The organism is Phycisphaerae bacterium (assembly GCA_017999985.1).
Classification (GTDB): domain Bacteria; phylum Planctomycetota; class Phycisphaerae; order UBA1845; family Fen-1342; genus JAGNKU01.
This window is the reverse complement of the sequence record JAGNKU010000009.1, coordinates 138764-156366: the sequence shown is the minus strand read 5'-3', so window position 1 is coordinate 156366 and position 17603 is coordinate 138764. Positions and strand designations below refer to the sequence as shown.

The 17603-nt window shown below is 67.0% G+C and carries 12 protein-coding genes, 1 tRNA gene, 1 other RNA gene and 1 pseudogene; 6 read left to right on the top strand and 9 right to left on the bottom strand.

From position 1 onward, the window contains the following. The first annotated feature begins 76 nt into the window (after positions 1-76). From KA383_13585 to KA383_13575, 3 genes are all read left to right on the top strand, one after another. Complete coding sequence (locus tag KA383_13585; protein MBP7747149.1) at positions 77-3121, top strand: adenosylcobalamin-dependent ribonucleoside-diphosphate reductase; 3045 nt, start codon at positions 77-79, stop codon at positions 3119-3121. 394 nt (positions 3122-3515) lie between these two features. Next, the gene (locus KA383_13580) at positions 3516-5834 is read left to right on the top strand and encodes a UvrD-helicase domain-containing protein (GenBank protein MBP7747148.1); all 2319 of its coding nucleotides are present in this window, start codon (positions 3516-3518) and stop codon (positions 5832-5834) included. Between the two features lie 93 nt (positions 5835-5927). Further along, positions 5928-7175 (top strand): SpoIIE family protein phosphatase, encoded by a 1248-nt coding sequence (locus KA383_13575; protein ID MBP7747147.1) that lies wholly within the window; start codon positions 5928-5930, stop codon positions 7173-7175. Here KA383_13575 and KA383_13570 read toward each other — a convergent pair. Beyond that, the gene (locus tag KA383_13570; protein MBP7747146.1) at positions 7172-7969 is read right to left on the bottom strand and encodes a hypothetical protein; all 798 of its coding nucleotides are present in this window, start codon (positions 7967-7969) and stop codon (positions 7172-7174) included. The two genes, KA383_13575 and KA383_13570, sit on opposite strands and share 4 nt — an antisense overlap. A 304-nt stretch (positions 7970-8273) precedes the next feature. Here KA383_13570 and KA383_13565 point away from each other — a divergent pair, with 304 nt between their 5' ends. Continuing rightward, positions 8274-9338: a hypothetical protein gene (locus KA383_13565; protein ID MBP7747145.1), complete on the top strand. Its 1065-nt coding sequence runs from the start codon at positions 8274-8276 to the stop codon at positions 9336-9338. 18 nt (positions 9339-9356) lie between these two features. Here KA383_13565 and KA383_13560 read toward each other — a convergent pair whose 3' ends face one another. Then, positions 9357-10082, bottom strand: a complete 726-nt coding sequence (locus KA383_13560; protein ID MBP7747144.1) for a phosphatase PAP2 family protein — start codon at positions 10080-10082, stop codon at positions 9357-9359. A 219-nt stretch (positions 10083-10301) separates the two neighbouring features. Beyond that, on the bottom strand, positions 10302-10985 hold the full coding sequence (locus KA383_13555) for a hypothetical protein (GenBank protein MBP7747143.1): 684 nt from the start codon (positions 10983-10985) through the stop codon (positions 10302-10304). A 171-nt stretch (positions 10986-11156) separates the two neighbouring features. On the opposite strand from KA383_13555, the gene KA383_13550 reads away from it, so the two are divergent. Next, positions 11157-11864 (top strand): hypothetical protein, encoded by a 708-nt coding sequence (locus KA383_13550; protein MBP7747142.1) that lies wholly within the window; start codon positions 11157-11159, stop codon positions 11862-11864. 165 nt (positions 11865-12029) lie between these two features. On the opposite strand, the gene KA383_13545 is transcribed toward KA383_13550, so the two are convergent. From KA383_13545 to KA383_13535, 3 genes are all read right to left on the bottom strand, one after another. After that, positions 12030-12998 (bottom strand): hypothetical protein, encoded by a 969-nt coding sequence (locus KA383_13545; protein MBP7747141.1) that lies wholly within the window; start codon positions 12996-12998, stop codon positions 12030-12032. A gap of 274 nt (positions 12999-13272) precedes the next feature. Continuing rightward, positions 13273-13630: a transfer-messenger RNA gene (ssrA, locus tag KA383_13540) on the bottom strand. Between the two features lie 236 nt (positions 13631-13866). Further along, the gene (locus KA383_13535; GenBank protein ID MBP7747140.1) at positions 13867-15096 is read right to left on the bottom strand and encodes an FHA domain-containing protein; all 1230 of its coding nucleotides are present in this window, start codon (positions 15094-15096) and stop codon (positions 13867-13869) included. A gap of 195 nt (positions 15097-15291) precedes the next feature. On the opposite strand from KA383_13535, the gene KA383_13530 reads away from it, so the two are divergent. After that, positions 15292-15365: transfer RNA gene (locus tag KA383_13530), tRNA-Val, on the top strand. A 199-nt stretch (positions 15366-15564) separates the two neighbouring features. Here KA383_13530 and KA383_13525 read toward each other — a convergent pair. The 3 genes and pseudogenes from KA383_13525 to KA383_13515 form a co-directional block, all read right to left on the bottom strand. Further along, positions 15565-16620, bottom strand: a pseudogene (locus KA383_13525) (site-specific integrase). A 4-nt stretch (positions 16621-16624) separates the two neighbouring features. Further along, positions 16625-16840 (bottom strand): helix-turn-helix domain-containing protein, encoded by a 216-nt coding sequence (locus KA383_13520; protein MBP7747139.1) that lies wholly within the window; start codon positions 16838-16840, stop codon positions 16625-16627. Positions 16841-16856: 16 nt separating this feature from the next. Then, positions 16857-17495, bottom strand: coding sequence for a helix-turn-helix domain-containing protein (locus KA383_13515; protein ID MBP7747138.1), 639 nt, complete (start codon positions 17493-17495; stop codon positions 16857-16859). Positions 17496-17603 lie beyond the last annotated feature (108 nt).

Here is a 17603-nt window from a genome sequence, read left to right as displayed (position 1 = left end):
CTGTTCCATTCGCCGGCACGTCGGTCCTGATTGGCACTAGAGATAAACGTCGCATCCCGGAAACAGGAGTTCTAGGATGGCAGTTGTGGACTGCGCCAATGCGCCCTTCATGGATGAGCCCGATCTGACGGAAAATGCGCGCAAGGTGCTCGAGGCCCGTTACCTCAAAAAGGACGAGTCCGGGCGTTGCGTGGAGGGGCCCGGCGAGTTGTTTCACCGCGTCGCGCGGACCATCGCCAATGTCGAGACGCTCTACGGCGCGACGGAGATCGACCGCCGCCGCTGGGAGGACCGCTTCTACAAGCTGATGACTGGCGGCGGCTTCATGCCAAACTCGCCCACGCTGATGAACGCGGGGCGCGAGATGGGCATGCTGTCGGCGTGCTTCGTGCTGCCGGTCCGCGATTCCATCGTGGACATTTTCAACAGCATCAAGCACACCGCGCTGATTCAGAAGGCCGGTGGTGGGACCGGTTTCGCGTTTGACGAGCTGCGGCCGACGGGTGACTTCATCAAGTCCAGCGGCGGCACGACCAGCGGCCCGATCAGCTTCTGGCGCGCCTTCAGCGAGGCGACGAACGCGATCCAGCAGGGTGCGTTCCGTCGCGGGGCGAACATGGGGATGATGTACATCCATCACCCCGACATCCTGAAGTTCCTGCACGCGAAGCAGGATTTGAATCAGTTCACCAACTACAACATCTCGGTGAAGGTGACGGACGCCTGGATGGACGAGTTCCTGGCGGACGCCGACTCGCCGCACGTCGTGCGCAACCCGCGCAACGGCAAGGCCTTCGTGATCCCGCGCGACGTGGAGATCTGGCAGTACACGGTGCGTGACCTGACCGAGGTGGACTGCGTCGAGCCGGTACCGCCGAACACACGCGAGACTTACTATCGCTCGCCGCGGCTGACCGGCCCGTTGCCCGAGGCACTGCGCGACCGCGTCTACACGAAGCGCGACATCTGGAACATCATCGTCCACAACGCGTGGCAGACCGGCGAGCCGGGCGTGGTGTTCATCGATCGCATCAACGAGCACAACCCTACGCCGGCGCTGGGGCGCATCGAGGCGACGAACCCCTGCGGCGAGCAGCCGCTGTTGCCGTACGAGGCCTGCAACCTCGGCAGCATCAACCTGGGCAAGTACGTGCGCAGCGCGTGCACGCCCGAGGCGGACGTGGACTGGGACGCGATGCGCGCGGACATCCACGTCGCGACGCGCTTCCTGGACAACGTCATCGACGCGAACAACTATCCGCTGCCCGAAATCGAGCGGATCTGCCACGATAACCGCAAGATCGGCCTCGGCGTCATGGGCTTCGCCGACGCGCTGTTCAAGCTGGGCGTAGCGTACAACAGCGATGAGGGTGTCGCCTGGGGCGAGCGTTTCATGAAGTTCCTGAATGACGAGGCCCATCGCTGCAGCGAGGAGCTCGCCCGCGAGCGCGGCTGCTTCCCGAACTGGAAGGGCAGCATCTGGCACATGCAGCACAACCGCGTGATGCGCAACGCCGCGGTCACGACCGTCGCGCCCACCGGCACGATCAGCATCATCGCGGACTGCTCCGGCGGCATCGAGCCGATGTTCTCGCTGGCGTTCATTCGCAACGTGCTGCGCGGCCAGGTGCAGGGTGACAAGCCGCTGGTCGAGGTGAATGGGACGTTCCGCGAGGTCGCGCAGCGGCGCGGGTTCCTGAGCGATGCGCTGCTGGAGCGGATCGCGCGCGAAGGCACGCTGGCCCACATCGACGAGGTGCCGGAGGACGTGAAACGCGTCTTCGTCTGCGCGCACGACATCACGCCCGAATGGCACATGCGCATGCAGGCCGGTTTCCAGCGGCACTGCGATTCGTCGATCAGCAAGACGATCAACTTCCCGAAGGACGCCACACGCGCGGACGTCGAGCAGATCTACAGCCTGGCGTACGGCCTGCGCTGCAAAGGCGTGACGGTCTACCGCGATCAGTGCCGCGCCCAGCAGCCGATGTCGCTCAAGCCGCAGGAGGATTGTGCGGGCCATGCGGCGCCGGCCCAGGATAACGCAGAGGAGGAAGATGCGACGGGCGCGGCGCCGTCCGCCAGCGCCGCGGCGCGCGAACCGGCAACCGTCCCGGTGCGCACTGCGCCGTCTCCGGCCCCCGCGCCGGCGGCAGCCAGCGATTCCGGCAAGCCGCTGGCCGTGCCGCCGCCGATCGAGCCCATGGATCTGCCCGAGATCGTGTCCGGCCTGCGCATCCGCCAGATGACGCCCTTCGGCAACATGCACGTCAAGATCACCGTTGATCCGTGCACGAACCGCGAGATCGAGATCTTCGCCCAGCTCGGCAAGGGCGGCGATGTCGCCAACAGCGACCTCGAGGCCATCTGCCGAACGGCGTCGCTCTGGCTGCGGGCCGGCGGCGGCATCCGCCCGCTGATCAAGCAGTGGGAGGGCATCGGCTCTTCGCTGCAAATCCCGACCCGCAGCGGCCGCATCATGTCCCTGCCCGACGGGCTGGCCTGCGCGATCAAGAAGTACCTGCGGGCCAAGGAGCGCTTCGGCCTCCGCAGCCTGCTGCTGGGCGAGATCGACCTCCGCGAGCTCGATAACCCGAACCCGCCCCCGCATCACCCGCAAACCACGCCGGTGGATCGGCCGGTGACGCCCGACCTCGGCAATGCGCCCAAAGCCGGCGTCCGCGCGGCACCGCTGAGTGTCGATCGGCCGATCGACGTGCTGGCCGCGCGCGCGGCACAGCGCTCGACCCGCGCGGCCCCGCCGCAAGCCATTCACGGCGGCAATGGCAACAGCGGGAACGGCCACGGAGACGGGTACCAGGCGCTGGAGACGGCCCTCGCGATTGCAGAGCTCGAGGAGGCGACAACCGAGTACGTGGCCGAGCAGGCCGTCTGGACGGAGGCGACCGTGACCGCAGCGGCGCCGGTCGCGGCAGCAACGGCGAGCGAGCGGCGCGCGTTAACGGCTTCGGACATCACGGCGGTGCTGGGTACCGTCACGCATCGGCACGACGCGGCGACGCACTACAAGGTCATGTGCCCCGAGTGCGGCAGCCCGTTGATGTTGCAGGAAGGCTGTCGGAAGTGCTCGAACCAGGCCTGCGGCTGGGCGGCCTGCTGAACTCTTCCGACGTGCGGAGCTGGACTCCCTAAGAACGGGCCTGCTTTCGCGGTCAGTGCGAAAGCAGGCCCCATTCATGGGAGGAGAGCTGTCCGGAGGGTGGTCGCCACGGCCAACGCCGAGACGACGGCACGACAACAGGTTGTTACGCGAAACTGATGAAGCCGCCGAACAGCGCGGCGAGCAGGGCAAAGAATGCGATCCAGAACATGTTGTGCTCCTTGTTGGGCCGCCTGCGGACAGCGGCCGATCCAGTCCTCTCTATCGGCAGCGACGCCCGGCACGGCTTTACCCGGGAAGCCGCCGAACACGCTTCCACTCCCTGTGCGAGGCCGCCTCGCGACCGGCACCCCCGCCGGATGGACGCCAATCGCTGTACCGGGTATATGAGGGCATGAGACCGAACGACGCCCGAACAGCGGCCCTGCTCGCCGACCTGAACGAGCCCCAGTTGCAGGCCGTGACGCACCGCGACGGCCCGCTGCTCGTCATCGCCGGCCCGGGCAGCGGCAAGACGCGGGTCATTACCCGGCGGGCGGCGTATCTCGTGCACACCGGCGTGCCGTCCCGCAACATCCTGGCCATCACGTTCACCAACAAGGCCGCGGACGAGATGAAGCGGCGGATCGAGGCGCTGGGCGTCAAGCAGGGGATGTGGGTTTACACGTTTCACGCGCTGGGCGTGCGCCTGCTGCGCGAGTTCGGCGCGCTCGCGAACGTTGCGCCGGGCTTCTCGATCTACGACGAGGACGACGCCCTGCGGGTGGTCAAGGAGGCGCTGCAGATCGAGCAAGTCAGCGAAGCGCTGCTCACCGCCGACCAGGCGCGCCAGAAGATCAGCGACGCGAAGGGGCGCCTCCTGCGACCGAAGGAACTCGCGGAGATCAGTCGCGGGTTCCACGACGATCTGACGGCCCGGGTCTACGAGACGTACGAGCGCCTCCTGGGGCAGCGCAACGCGGTCGACTTCGATGATCTGCTGCTGCGCGTGGCGGTGGTCCTGCGCGATCAGCCCGACATTTCCGAGCGGCTGAGCGTGCGCTTCCAGTACCTGCTCATCGACGAGTACCAGGACACGAACCACGCCCAGTATCTGATCGCGCGTTCGCTGGCGCAGCATCACGGCAACATCTGTGCGACCGGCGACCCGGACCAGAGCATTTACGCCTGGCGCGGGGCCGACCTCCGCAACATCCTCGAGTTCGAGCGGGATTTCCCGTCCGCGCGCGTGGTGCGACTCGAGCAGAACTACCGCTCCACCGGCCTGATCCTGCAGGCCGCCGACCGGCTGATCGCCCGCAATCGCAAGCGCAAGGCCAAGGAGTTGTGGACGCAGAACGCGACCGGCGAGCCGGTGCGCGTCTGGCAATTCACCGGCGGCGAGGACGAGGCGGAGCGGATCGCGCAGACGATCGCGGACCTGCACGCGCAGGGCCGCCCCTGGAACGATTTCGCGATCTTCTACCGCATCAACGCGGTGTCACGCGGGTTCGAGGACGCGTTGCGGGCCCGTGCGATTCCGTATCGGATCGCGCGCGGCGTCGAGTTCTACAACCGGCGCGAGATCCGCGACGTGCTCGCGTACCTGCGCGTGCTGGTGAACCCGGCGGACGAGGTCGCGCTGCTGCGCATCATCAACACGCCGGCCCGTGGCATCGGCAAGACGTCGCTCGACCGTCTGCGGACGCACGCCAACGAGACGGGCCAACCGCTGATGGACATCCTGCGCGAAGTCGAGCAGGTGCCCGCGCTGCAGAGCGCCGCCCGAAAGGTGCGCGCGTTCGTGGACCTGCTCGCGCGCCTGCAGCCCGCGCTGCAACTGCCTGTCTCGGAAGCCGTGAGCCTGGTCCTCACCGCGTCCGGACTCGAGGCGGCGCTGCGCGCGGAACAGGACACCGGCGGTGAAGACCGGCTGGCCAACGTGCAGGAACTGGTGACAGCGGCCATTCGCTACGAGAAGGAAGTCGAGGAGGCGAACCTCGCCGACTTCCTCAACCGCATCAGCCTGGTCAGCGACCAGGACGCCGTCGATGAAAAGGCCGGCTGCGTGATGCTGATGACGCTGCACGCGGCGAAGGGCCTGGAGTTCCCGGTGGTGTTCCTGGCCGGACTGGAGCAGGGCTTGTTGCCGCATGAACGCGCGCTCGGGATGCACGCCGACGTCGAGGAAGAGCGGCGTCTATGCTTCGTCGGCGTGACGCGCGCCCGCGAACGGTTGCACCTGTCGATGGCCCACGAGCGGCTGATTCGCGGGCGGCCGATGCCGCGCCCGCCGTCGCAGTTTCTCCGCGAGCTCGACGATGGCCATCTGATACGCGAGGACTTCCAGACGCTGCGCGGCGGTCCGGCCTGGCAGAAGATCGACGGTTTGGTGCCGCTGGTTGACGACCTGTCGCCGGAGGAGGCGGCGCGGCTGGTTCCGAAGCGGCGACTGCGGGCGACGCCGGATGATGATCTGCGCGGGGAGCCTGAGCCGGCCGCGCGGCGCCGCGCGCCGGAACCGAGTGAGCCTGCGTCCACCTCGAATTCGCCATTTGCCGGTTGGGGCCCGGGCACGCTGGTGCGGCACGAGCGCTATGGCGTCGGGCAGGTGCTCTGGATCAAGCCGGCGCCGGGGCAGACGCGGGCGGGCTTAAAGTTCGTCGGCTACGGCGAAAAGACGCTGATCCTCGAGTACGCCCCGGTCCGCAAGCTCGAACGTGAGAAGCCGTGAAGGGCTGCGGGCGTCGACTTTGTCCGCGGCAGCTTTCCCGCGCGCTACCGCGTCCGGTTGCCATCGCCGTGCGCCGGACATACCCTACACGGCATGACGGCCGACCCGAACCAGCAGATCATGCAGCTCCGGCGGTTGCTGGACGTGACGCGGCAGATGGCCGCGACGACCGACCTGTCGCAACTGCTGGGCACCATCGTGGACGCGGCGCGCGCCGTGCTGAACTGCGAGCGGGCCACCATCTTCCTGTACGACCGCGCGACCAACGAGCTATTCAGCCGCGTTGCGACCGGCGTCGAGTCGATTCGCTTTCCGGCCGATCGCGGCATCGCGGGGGCGGCGGCGCAGCAGCGCGTCGTTGTGAACGTGCCAGAGGCATACGCGGACAGCCGTTTCAATCCGGAGATCGATCGCCAGACGGGTTTTCGCACGCGCAATCTGCTGACGTTTCCGCTGGAAAACCTGGATGGCGAGCTGATGGGGGTGCTCCAGGCGCTCAACCGCGCGGGCGGGCCGTTCGATGCGGCCGACGAGGAGCTGGCCCGCGTGCTGAGCGCGCAGGCCGGCGTCGCGCTGCATCGCTACGTCCTGCTGGAGCAGTACGCCGAGAAGCAGCGCATGGCACGCGACCTGGAACTCGCCCGCAAGATTCAGCAGGCGCTGTTCCCGGCCACCAACCCAAGTCTGCCCGGCTACGACATCGCCGGCTGGAACCGACCCACCGATGAGACCGGTGGAGACTGCTACGATTTCATGCCGCTCGGCGACGGACGCCTGGCGTTTCTGCTGGCCGATGCGACCGGGCACGGCATCGGGGCCGCGCTCGTCATCGCGCAGTGCCGCTCACTGGTCCGCGCCATGCTGACGGTGACGCAGGACCTGGTGGCGGTCGCGACGCGCGTGAATCAGCTCCTGGCGCATGACCTGCTCGACGGCCGGTTTGTCACGGCGGTCGTGGGGGTGCTCGATCCGCGTTGCCATCGTCTGGACTACGTCTCCGCCGGCCAGGGCCCGCTGCTGTTCATTTCGCCAACCGGCGTGGAGGTGCGCGGGGCCGGGGGGCTGCCGCTCGCGATCATGAATGACTGCGAGTTCGCGGCTGAGCATTTCGATTTCGCACCCGGCGCGGCGGTCGTGCTGCTCACCGACGGTTTCTACGAAACGCTCGATGCCGCCGGCGCGGAATACGGCGAGGAGCGCGTCGCGGCGTTTCTCGCGCGCTGCGGCGACGTCCCGCTGGAGGGTCTCATCCAGGGCCTGCATGCCGAGGTGCGCCGCTTCCGGGCTGGTGCTCCGCAGGCCGACGACCTGACCGCGCTGCTGATCCGCCGGCAGCGCTAGCGCATCCGGCGGCACGCGAGCAGCAGGATCAGCGCAGCCCCGGCACCCGGCTCGGGCAAGGGCTTGATCGCCGCGCTCAGTAGTACCGTCTGCCCGTCCGGGCCGATCGGACCGAGCAGCGTGCCTTGCCCCGTCGTCGTATTCAACGTCCACACTTCCGTGCGCTCCGCTCCCGCATTCCAGGTGCAGTAGTACAGCGTGCCGTCACGCGACCAATCAATGGTCATTCCGCCAAAGAAGTTGGAGTCGAAGCCCTGCGGCCCGAGATAAGTGAGCGTGTTCCCGTCGATCCGGCTCGGGCCGTCCATAAGCGTGTTGTCGATGAACCGCACGCCGGCCGCGGTGGTCGCCAACCCGCCGCTCCACGTCGGCGTGAGGAAGGTCGTTACCAGCGTCGCCGCACCCGTGTTCAGGTCGATCGTGTAGAGGTTGTTGAGGAATCCACTCGCGCCGCTGCCCAGCCCGTACATCGCGTGCGTGCTCGGATCCCACGAGATGTCCATGTAGATCTCGCCGGGCGGCAGCGTCGCCACGCCGATCCTCTCCACGGATCCGTTCACCTGGCTGATACGAAACAGTTCCTGGTCTGCAACGCCCCACAGGATCCCGTCCGGCGTGAAGTCCATGCCGTCCATGGGCAGCTCGCCGGTCTGGCCGACATTCGTGATTATCGTGGGGTTCGCCGAATCGAAATGGGCGATCATTCCGCCGAAGTCGGTCCAGATCTCAGCCGCCATCGCTGACGTTGCGAACACGGCGACCAATGTCACACAAATCCCTCTGCAGGCGCGCATGAGTCTCCTCCTGACCTGACAAGAACGAGACCGTGATACAGAACCACGTCTATCGCAGCGCTTCGACTCTGAAACGTCCCCGGCGGTCGCCGCTGCGCCGTGCGCACGGCTGTCCTCCCGCTCCGCAGCGCACGCGCCGCGGACGAATGTACGTAACAAGTGTATGCGCCGGCGTCAATCCCCAATCGTCCGCACGGCGTTGACCGTGCCGCGGCAGGACTCTCGGGCCGCTTGACGCCTGGGGCTACAATCGCGTGAGAACGGGCGCGATTCTGGGTCACACAGAACATACGGAGGACACGGCATGGTCAAACTACAGACCGCGCGACGGATGGTCTTGAGCAGCGTGCTGCTCGCGACGCTCACCGGCTGCGGCACGCTCTTTGACGACAGCGCGCTGTTCCTCGTCGGCACAGCGGGCGACACCGTCTATCTGCAGAACTTCGGCTCGTACTCGGGATACACGACGCTGCCATCGACCCTCTGGGGGCTTGACCTGTCCACCGGCGATGCGACGAAGCTCCAGGCGGCGCGCGTGCAGTACGACGTGCAGGCTGCCGGCGATTACTTCGTCGCCGAGCGCCCGATGAACGACAATCACGCGAGTCGGATTGTCGCCGTGCAGATCAGCACCGGCGCTGAGCTGACGATCCTCGAACGCAACGTGTCACTCGGCGGTCGTTACGATCGCGCGTTCGTGCTGACCGGCGCGCGGGTCGTGGCGCGCACCGAGACGGGCCTGCTCGTATATGACCTCGCAACACGCGCGATCGAACGGACGGTAGCCGTCGACGACCCGATCGTCGAAATCCTGGCGGCGGACGCACACTGGGCGCTGGTAACCCGCAACTCGGTGCCGAGCGGCGATCATCTGCTGGTCCGGCTCGACACCGGTGCGGCGCGCGTGATCCCTGCGGAACCGGCCGGCCGGCAGGCGCTTTTCTTCGACGCCGCGATCGTCGGCGAAGAGCTTTTCACGGGTGCCAGCTTGGTCGACGAGAACGGCCTGGCGATCGGCAATGAGATTCTGGCCCTGGATCTGGATGACCTGACGTGGGAAACGTGGGCGACGTATGACGCGTACACCCCGAGCCGGTTGTCGTCGCGCGCGGTCTACGTGTGCGGGGCCGATGAGACCCGCGTGCTCGTGGAGTACCTGAATCCGTTGGCGAGTGACCGCGTGGAGGTCATCACCCGCGCGACCGGCGCACGGACGACGCTGACTGAGCAGACCGGCATCTTCACCAGCACGCTCAACCCGCGCCTTGAGGGTGACCGCGTGTACTGGCTGTCATCGCTGCCCAACGCGCTTGTCGTGCACGATCTCGTGAGTGCCGCGCGGGACGTGGTGTCGTTTGTGCTGCAATGAGGCGGCGCGCGGCCGGCGTCAGAGCAGGTCCCCATTCGCGGGCGCCTCGACCGCTCCGCGCCGCTGGAGCCAGCGCGCGGCGAGCCAGCACAGCGCGGCCCAGGCCAGCCCGGTCATCCAGCCCGCGAGCACGTCCGTCGGGTAGTGCACGCCCATGTAAACGCGGCTGAGGCCTACGAGCCCGGTCACGGACAGCGCGACGGCCAGCACGTAGATCTTCAGCCGCTGCTGCGAAACAACCGCGGCGACGAGCGCGCCCAGCGTGAGGTAGACGACCGCCGACATCAGCGAATGCCCGCTCGGGAAGCTGCTCGTGTAGGCCTGCGACAAGTGGGGGACGATGGCCGGACGCGGGCGCGCGAAGACGGCCTTCAGTAGCGCGCCGAGCCCCAGCCCGCCCAGCGTTGCGATCAGCACGAAGGTCAACATGCCGAACTGCCGGCGCAGCCAGAGAAAACCGATCACCGCGGTGGTTGCCAGGACCAGAACCGCGACGCCGCCGAGCGCGGTGATGTCGCGGCCGACCTCGGCCAGCCAGACCGGTCCAATCGGCTGGGCCGGGTTGTCCGGCCGACGCAGGGCGGTCAGCATCCGCTCATCGAAGGCCTGCGTCTTGCCCTCGAGCACGTAGTCCGCCAGGCTGACAAAACCCCAGACGCCCGCGACGACGACGAGCAGCGAAAGCAGCACGACGGGCTCGATGTTGCGCGCCCAGCCGTGGATCTTCAGGGCCAATCGACGCATGGCACCGTGCTCCTGCCGCACCGCGAGGCACTGCGCGCCGCGACGGTTGGCGGGCACGTAGTGTAACGTCCGGCGGCTTACGGTGCGCGTCCGTTGGGCCGCGTGGCCGGCGCTGTGGCTGGCGCGCGGACGGAGCCCGTGGCGCAAGCGCGCGGCGGCCGGACGGGTGACGAGGTTCCGGAAACCGGCGCGCTCGCGCTCGGGGCTCTGATGGCTTTGCTAACGCCGGCGGAGGGCAGCCAGCAACGCGAGACCAAGCAGTGCGGTCGGCTCGGGGATGCTGGTGATGGAGAGGTTGTCGATCATGCCGCGCGGCGCGGTGTAGGCGCCGTTCAGCCAGGCGTACAGGTGCAGCGAATCGAACTCGACGCCGCTGACGGACAGCGTCGCATAGGTCGGGTTGTCGCGCCCGCCGAGGTCGCTGATGACGAACGAGTCGGTGGCGACGACGTTGCCGCCCTGCACGGCGGCGAGGATGTACTCGATGCCGCCCCACGGGCCGTTCTCGTAGTACGCGAGATCAAGGCTGGCGGCGGTGCCCGGGATGTCGAGGTCCATCCACGCCGACGCGAGCGCGCCGATGGTGAGATTCGTGCCGGGGATGTAGGCGCTGCCGAAGGTGAGCGAGTTCACGGGGCTGCCGTAGCCGGGGAAGTCGTTATAAAAGAGGGTGGCGTTTTCAATAATGAACTGGTTGCCCAGTTCGGTATCGTTGAAGGGGTTGCCGTCGGGATAGAAGCCGCTGACGGTGTTCGCGTCGCGATACGTGACGGCGGCGTGGCTCAACGACGTGCCGAGGAAGCCTTCAGTGAGGTCCTCGTAGTCGTGAAAGACATCGGCTTGTGCGGCGGTGCTCCCCAGTGCCGCGCAGACGAAAACCAATGACGGTGCGAATCGGCCCATGTTTTTCCTCCTTTGGTGGTGGCGACGATGATCGGCGCCGCGTTCGGCCCGCTGACATCCGGGACTATAGGCAACGTCGGCGTGATTTCCACGCGCGGCCGGCGGCGGTAGCCGGGTTTCGCTGCGGGGCGTAGGATTGGGCGCGGTTTCAGGCTGGAGGTGGTGGCGGACATGGCAGCGATCGAAACGATCGAAGGGGCGTTTGGGTTTCTGGTGTTCGGAGGCGCGGTGCTCGGCTTCGTCGGCCTTGTCATCGTCGTGACCGTCCTGACGCGGCGGGCGGAAAGGCAGCGGCGCGAGGGCTTCCAGCAACTCGCCGGACAGCTCGGCATGGAGCACATGGACGGCGCTTCCGAGCGGATGCCCTTCGACAGCGAGCGGCTCCACTTGTTCCGGCAGGGGCACAGTCGCCACGTCGGCAACTGCCTGCGCGACACGCGCGGGCGGGACACGACGTTGCTGCTGGACTACCAGTACGTGATTGGCCACGGCAAGAACCGGCACACGCACCGCCAGACGGTGGCGGCGTTCTCGCTGGGTGCGCGGCCGGTGCTGCCGCGGTTCGAGCTGCGGCCGGAAAATGTGTTTCACAAGATCGGGGCGGCGTTCGGATACCAGGACATCGACTTCGCGCTGTACCCGGGGTTTTCGAAGCACTATCTCGTGCGCGGGGCGGACGAACAGGCGATCCGCGACGCGTTCGACGAGTCGATCATCACGGCGGTAGAGAATACACCGGGGATCAGCATCGAGAGCGACGGCGAGTGGCTGGTGATTTACCGGGATGGCAAGCGGGTGAACGTGTCGCGGATCGCGGAGTTTCTGGAAGAGGCACGGATGCTGCAGACGGCGTTCACACGGCGGGCGAGAAGGCGCTGATTTGCAGAACCTGGAGCGGCAGGTCCAGGCCGGCGCGGCGCGATAGAGACAACCCGGTCGACGGCCATCTCGAGCGGGTTGGGCTCCAACTGACGGCCCGCCGGCTCTGCCGGTCGTCGCTGAGTCGTCACCGATCTCTTCAGCATGGCTACCGCACAGGCGGTATCACTGTCCATCCGCGGCGGGGAGGCTTCGCCACGCCTCGTAGAGGTTGAGCACACCCTGGGCGTCGAGCTTGCGCTGCCTGTCCGCTGCCGCTTGCCGCAGGGTCTCGATTTGCTTTTCCAAGCGGCCGATCGCGGCGGCGTCAAATTCCTCAGCCGAGGTCAAGGCGGCTTGGTCGATGCGGGAGATCGCACGCAAGCGGTCGACCGCATCCGTCGGGGGCGGTTCCTTTGGCAAGACGGCGTAGAGGTAGGCGGCGCAGGCCGCTGCGGTGGCGGCCGAGGGACAGGTCCCGCCGGGGCCGTTGGCATGGTATGACGGTGCGATGAGGTTGATGGCCTCGGAATCGGTGGGACCACGATCCGCCGGCGTCAGCAGCCCGCCCTGAGACTGCTGGCGGGCCAGCGGCACCACGGTGATAAAGTGCGGAATGCTGTCGGCGGCCCACGGTTTACACGCGCTGCCCTGCGGCGTTTCACTCGTGGGGCGGCCGCCGTGCTCGACGTAGGGCGAGATGAACAACGCCGTCGGCGACTCGCGGATGGCCTGGGTGATGGCAGCGGCCTTCTCACCCCAGAAGGAATTGTAGAGCGCGACGATTTGGGCGACCTTGGCTGCCTGACGGAACTTGTCCGCGTAATCCGAAAGCGACGGGCTGGCCTGCCACACGTGCAGTTCAAGCACCACGCCGAGCGGGCGTGTGAGTTCCAGGATCACGCGCGCCATCTGCGTGTCATGCGAATTGGTGTCGGGGTCGATGCAGTCGTGGTAAACCAGACTGTTGCCGGAGGTGAGTAGCGGCCTGAGGTGCTTGGCGGAAACGCCGCTCTGGCCCACGATCGCGAGTCGAACGCAACGCACTTTCGGCTGCGCACGCAGTTGGTCGAGCTTGGCAGGCTCGTTCACGCCGAGCACGCGCAGCTCCCAGGCCGCCGCGGGCGTGGGTTCGTCGGCATCGACGAACGCCACACCGGGTGGCACGTTCATCGAGAGCACGTAGAGCAGGCCGATGATCAGGCGCGCGGGTGTCGATGTGCGTTGCATATGGCGCGGCACGGCTGGTTCCCTAGGCCGACATTGGCCCCGATATCCGGTTTGCCGCGCTTCCTGCGCGGACCCGCTCGCTGGCGATTAGGGCTCTGATTGGTCGCGCGGCGCGGACCCGGCGCTCCCGGCCCGGCGGAAGAAAAAAGCTCCGGCGACGCGAGCGCTTGTTCAGCCCGCACACGCCGGAGCTGTTCGATTGGAGGCGGGGGGAATCGAACCCCCGTCCCGAAGCATTTCAGCCTGGGCCTCTACATGTTTAGTCGGCTGATTTGACTGCTTTAAGCGCTTGGCAGACCGGCCGACAGGTCATCCGCGCGCCGAGCCCGGCTATTTCTCGCACGCACGCCGCCCGACGGGAACGTGTGTGCCAGCCTGCTGTCAGCGTCGGGACCGGCTAGCAGGTGTCGCCGGCCGACGGGCTACCTAGTTGTTAGGCAGCCAGTCTGTAGCCATCATTGGCATTTAAGGGTTTTGCCAGGTGTTTAACGAGGCCTCCTGACCACCTCGACATGCCACCCAAGCCTCAACCTGCCCGGTCGAAGCCAATCGCCCCCAGAAACCGCCAGCCAGTTGTCAAAGATCATTCGCCGGCACGACGCCAGACGTTCGTATCAAAGTATACGCCGATTGGACCCGCAGGGCCAACCGGCGTTGCACAAGCGCCGCTGCGGCGCGCTCGGTGCGATCATGAAGCGCCGCGCACGGAGCCGGCGTCTGAGCCCGCGCGTGCGGGACGCCGGCGGATGCGACCTACGCCCTCCCTGACAGGGAGGGTGGCGTCGTGGCGGGTTCAGGCGTTGCCGGCACCCGGTGCGGTGGGGGGCGGTGTGTCGGCCCGCGGGAACGGGCGCGCTACAGGGGGTGCATCGGGCAGCCCGGGCAGGTCGGCACCCGGCCGCTTCGGGCGGGGTGCCGGCGGAAGGGACGCCAGGTGATCCTGGAACGCGGCTTCGCGTCGGGCGTGCCAGCGGTCCAGCTCCTCCCACGCGGCGGTCACCGCCTGTTCGTGGCTGAGTGCGAGGGCCAGGCGGTCGCGGGCCTCGTTGGCCGCCTGTTCGACTTCTGCGGCGCGCTTGGCGAGCTCGGCCTTTGTGCGTTCGAGATGCGCCGATTGCACGTCGAGCAGCGTGGCGAGCGTCTCGAGCTCGGCCGCGCGGCGGTCGAGGCGTAGCGCGCGGTCCTGGGCCTTCTGGCGGGAGACCGCGAGATCGCTCAGCGCGGCGCGGAGCCAGTGCTCGATGGTGCGTGAATCGCTGGCGGCGGAGGCAGGAGGATGAGCCTGCGGCGTGACGGACGCGGTGGTCTCCTGAAGTGACGCCGTCGTCCTCGCAGGTGGCGCTGCAGGAGCCCCGGACTCGCACGCCACGGCGAGGGTTTCGCCGCCGATCACGAGGTGATCGCCGCCGCGTATCCAGGCGAGCTGTGCCCGCTCGCCGTTGACGAAGGTGCCACTGCGGCTGCCGAGGTCGCAGACCGCAGGATAGCCGTCGAAGACGAAGATCAGGGCGTGTGCAAGCGAGGTATCGGGCGTGTCGAGGACGAGGTCGCAGGTGCGCCGGCGACCGACGACGACGACGCCCGCGGTGAGATCCACCGTGTGCGCGCCGAGTGTCAGCCGTGGCGCGGGAGTATCCGCGCGTGAAATCGGCTGCTCGGCGTGCTGAGCAGGGGCGGGCAGGGCTTCGAGTGTGATGTTCGCGCCGCCGATCCGGAGGGCATCGCCGGCACGCAGCGCGGCGACGCGTACGGCGGCGCCGTTGAGGTAGGTGCCGCTGCGGCTGCAGAGGTCGCAAACGAGCAGTCCGCGGCCGGTGTGGATGACGGCACAGTGGATCTTGGAGACCTCCGGGTCGTTCAGCGGCAGATCGCAATCGCGGCGACTGCCGATGAGCAGGACGGGTTGGGTGGTCTCGCACTGTGCATGTCCGCTGGGGCCGGCGGTTGAGAGCCGGAACCGCGGACCGGCGGGAGGAATGGTCGGACGGTTCGAGACGGTGGTTTGTGGAGTCAGTGTGCTCATAGGCGATCCTGCGCTGGTCGCGCGTTTGGCTGTCGGGTCGCCCTGAGGGAGTATTCAAAACGCTGGGAGAATAGGCAAACGGCGTGAGCTGGGCAGGTACGGGTGGCGCTGTGGGCGGAGGCGGCTTGACACACGCGTGGCTGAGGGGCAATATTAGTGGTCCGGGCCGTAAGTCCATTCGGACGTGCCGGTGCCGGGCGATTAGCTCAGTTGGCTAGAGCGCGTGCTCGACATGCACGAGGTCACTGGTTCGAGCCCAGTATCGCCCATTGGATATGGTTGTCCGTTTTCGCACTTCTCCGCACTGTCCCGCAAGTGTTCGCAATCGCTTGTGTTATCGCCATGAGCCGTTTTCGGCGGTTGCGCCGTGCGAGCCAATGCGGACGCTTGCTGCGTCGCTTTTTGCGTCGCTTCTACTGTGCCCCCCGTAGCCCGTGCGAAGTCGGCGTTAAGGTCGATGGACATGGCGTAGTGCTTAGCCGCTATTGCTGGGCTGTTGCCGATCCACTTGCAGACGGTCGCGAGGTCGTATTCACGCATCAGCTCGGTTTCCCGGCTTGCTCGCAAATTGTGGAACAGCTTGGGCCACGGCTTCAGGCCGGCTCGCGTTATGAAGCGCATGAGCTGTTGCCGCAGATTCTCACACCCGAGCCGGTGCCGCGTGATAACGTGCTCCGTGCCCGGCTCAGCTTCCGCGAACAGCTCCAGTAGTGGCACGCGGAGTTCGGGAAACAGCGGCACGGTGCGGAACGCGCACGACTCGATATGAGCGAGCTTCGGACATGGAACCCGAAGAGCCCCGCGCTCCCAATCCAGGTCGCCCCAGCGCAGCGCGTATATCTCGGACGGGCACCGCAGTCCGCCGTACCGCGACAACGCGATAATAACTCGCCACTCAGTGTCGGGTACCTGAGCGAGTACGCGGTCGATAGTTTCACGCGGCACAAACGCCTTGCGAGCTTCGTTCGCTTGGTGCCCGGCTTTCACGCCCACAAATGGATTGACCGATGCGAGTCCCCAGCGGATAGCCCGACGCCAGAGCGTCCGACACGCAACCACACGCCGCGCAATCGTCGGCTGGGATAGCTTCTCATGCTCCACGAGCCACACACGCCACGCATCGGCGTCTGCCGGCGCGATATCGCGTAGCCGTTTCCCGTCGCTGAAGTAGTCCGCGAGGTTCCGCAGTGTGTGTCCGTCTGATGTGCGCGTCGATTCCTTGCCCGTCATGTTGTCGCGCACCCGATTGACGAATGCTCCAAGCGTTGCGTTCTCACGCGACGCCACTAGCCCCACGCGAGCCAGCCGGCTGTAGGGAGAGTCTCCGAGCGTCGCCACCCACGCGAGCACGTCCGGCGGGGCAGCCGTTCCCAACTGAGCTGCCTGCAACAGCCGTTCAACGTGGCCGCGCACGCTCTCGGCGTCGCGTTGGGAAATCACGCCGAGCCGCAAGGTCTTGCGCCGGCCGTCCGCGCCTGTGAATTGAATCGCACGTCGGCCGTCATGTGTCGTTATGCTCGCCATGCATCTACCCTGCCTTTGCTGTCGCCCGCTCCGCGAGCCAGGTACGCAACAGGTCCAACGGGTATAACACACTGCGCCCGATCCGCACGTGTGGCACGTCGCCACGTTTTGTCAGTGCCCACAAGGTCCGCTCGGACACGCCGAGCGCCCGTGCCGCCTCGCGCGGCCGCAGCGCCAGCGGGGCAACGTCCCCGCCCGGCACCCATTCGTTGACGCCCATCTTTTCGTTCCACACTTCACCGCCTGCGGCGCTTTGCCGCGTGTTCGTGTGTCACGCCGGCAGCTCGCCGACGCTCATTTACTGTGCCCCCGGTTCCATGCGCCGTCAAACGCCCTTGGCCGGATCGATCGTCCCCGCAAGCTCCGCAGCCCCGTGTGCCACGAGCTGGGGGCGCGGTCGCGGTGGCTTCGCTGGGGGCTACGCCAGCGCGACCGCTCAAGCGCCAGTGCTTGCCCGATCCTCTGTTTCTTCTGTAATGCCGCTCACCGGCGCTAGCCGCAAGGCAATCACACACGCGCCCCGTAAAGCGCTCATCGGCGCTACCCGATGGGCACTCGTTGTCAGCGGTTGGAACCCGTTCACGCGCATGGACGATGTACCAGCTCGGCCCGCTGTTGCGATCCCCACGCGTGACCGTGACAAGCAGCCCACGCCGCTCAAGCTCCCGAATCGCCCGCCGCACCGTTGCCACGCTCATACCGCCCGTCCGTCCCAAACGCGCCTGGGACAACCGCACTTTTCCGTCTGGCTTCGCGTGCCGAAACAGGATGCACCACGTCACCAGCGCGCCCCGCGACAGACCGGGCAGGCACCCGTCGCAGAACCGGTTAAACGTCCGCCAGCGCGAGCCGGACGCGTGATCTGCGTCAACCATAGGCCCGCTGGCTTTCAGTGTAATATATCATACAAATCAACCCTTATGTGTGATTCATCCGACGCGAGTCCAGTTTCGATCCGCGCGCGGAAGGACCCGCCGGCCCCG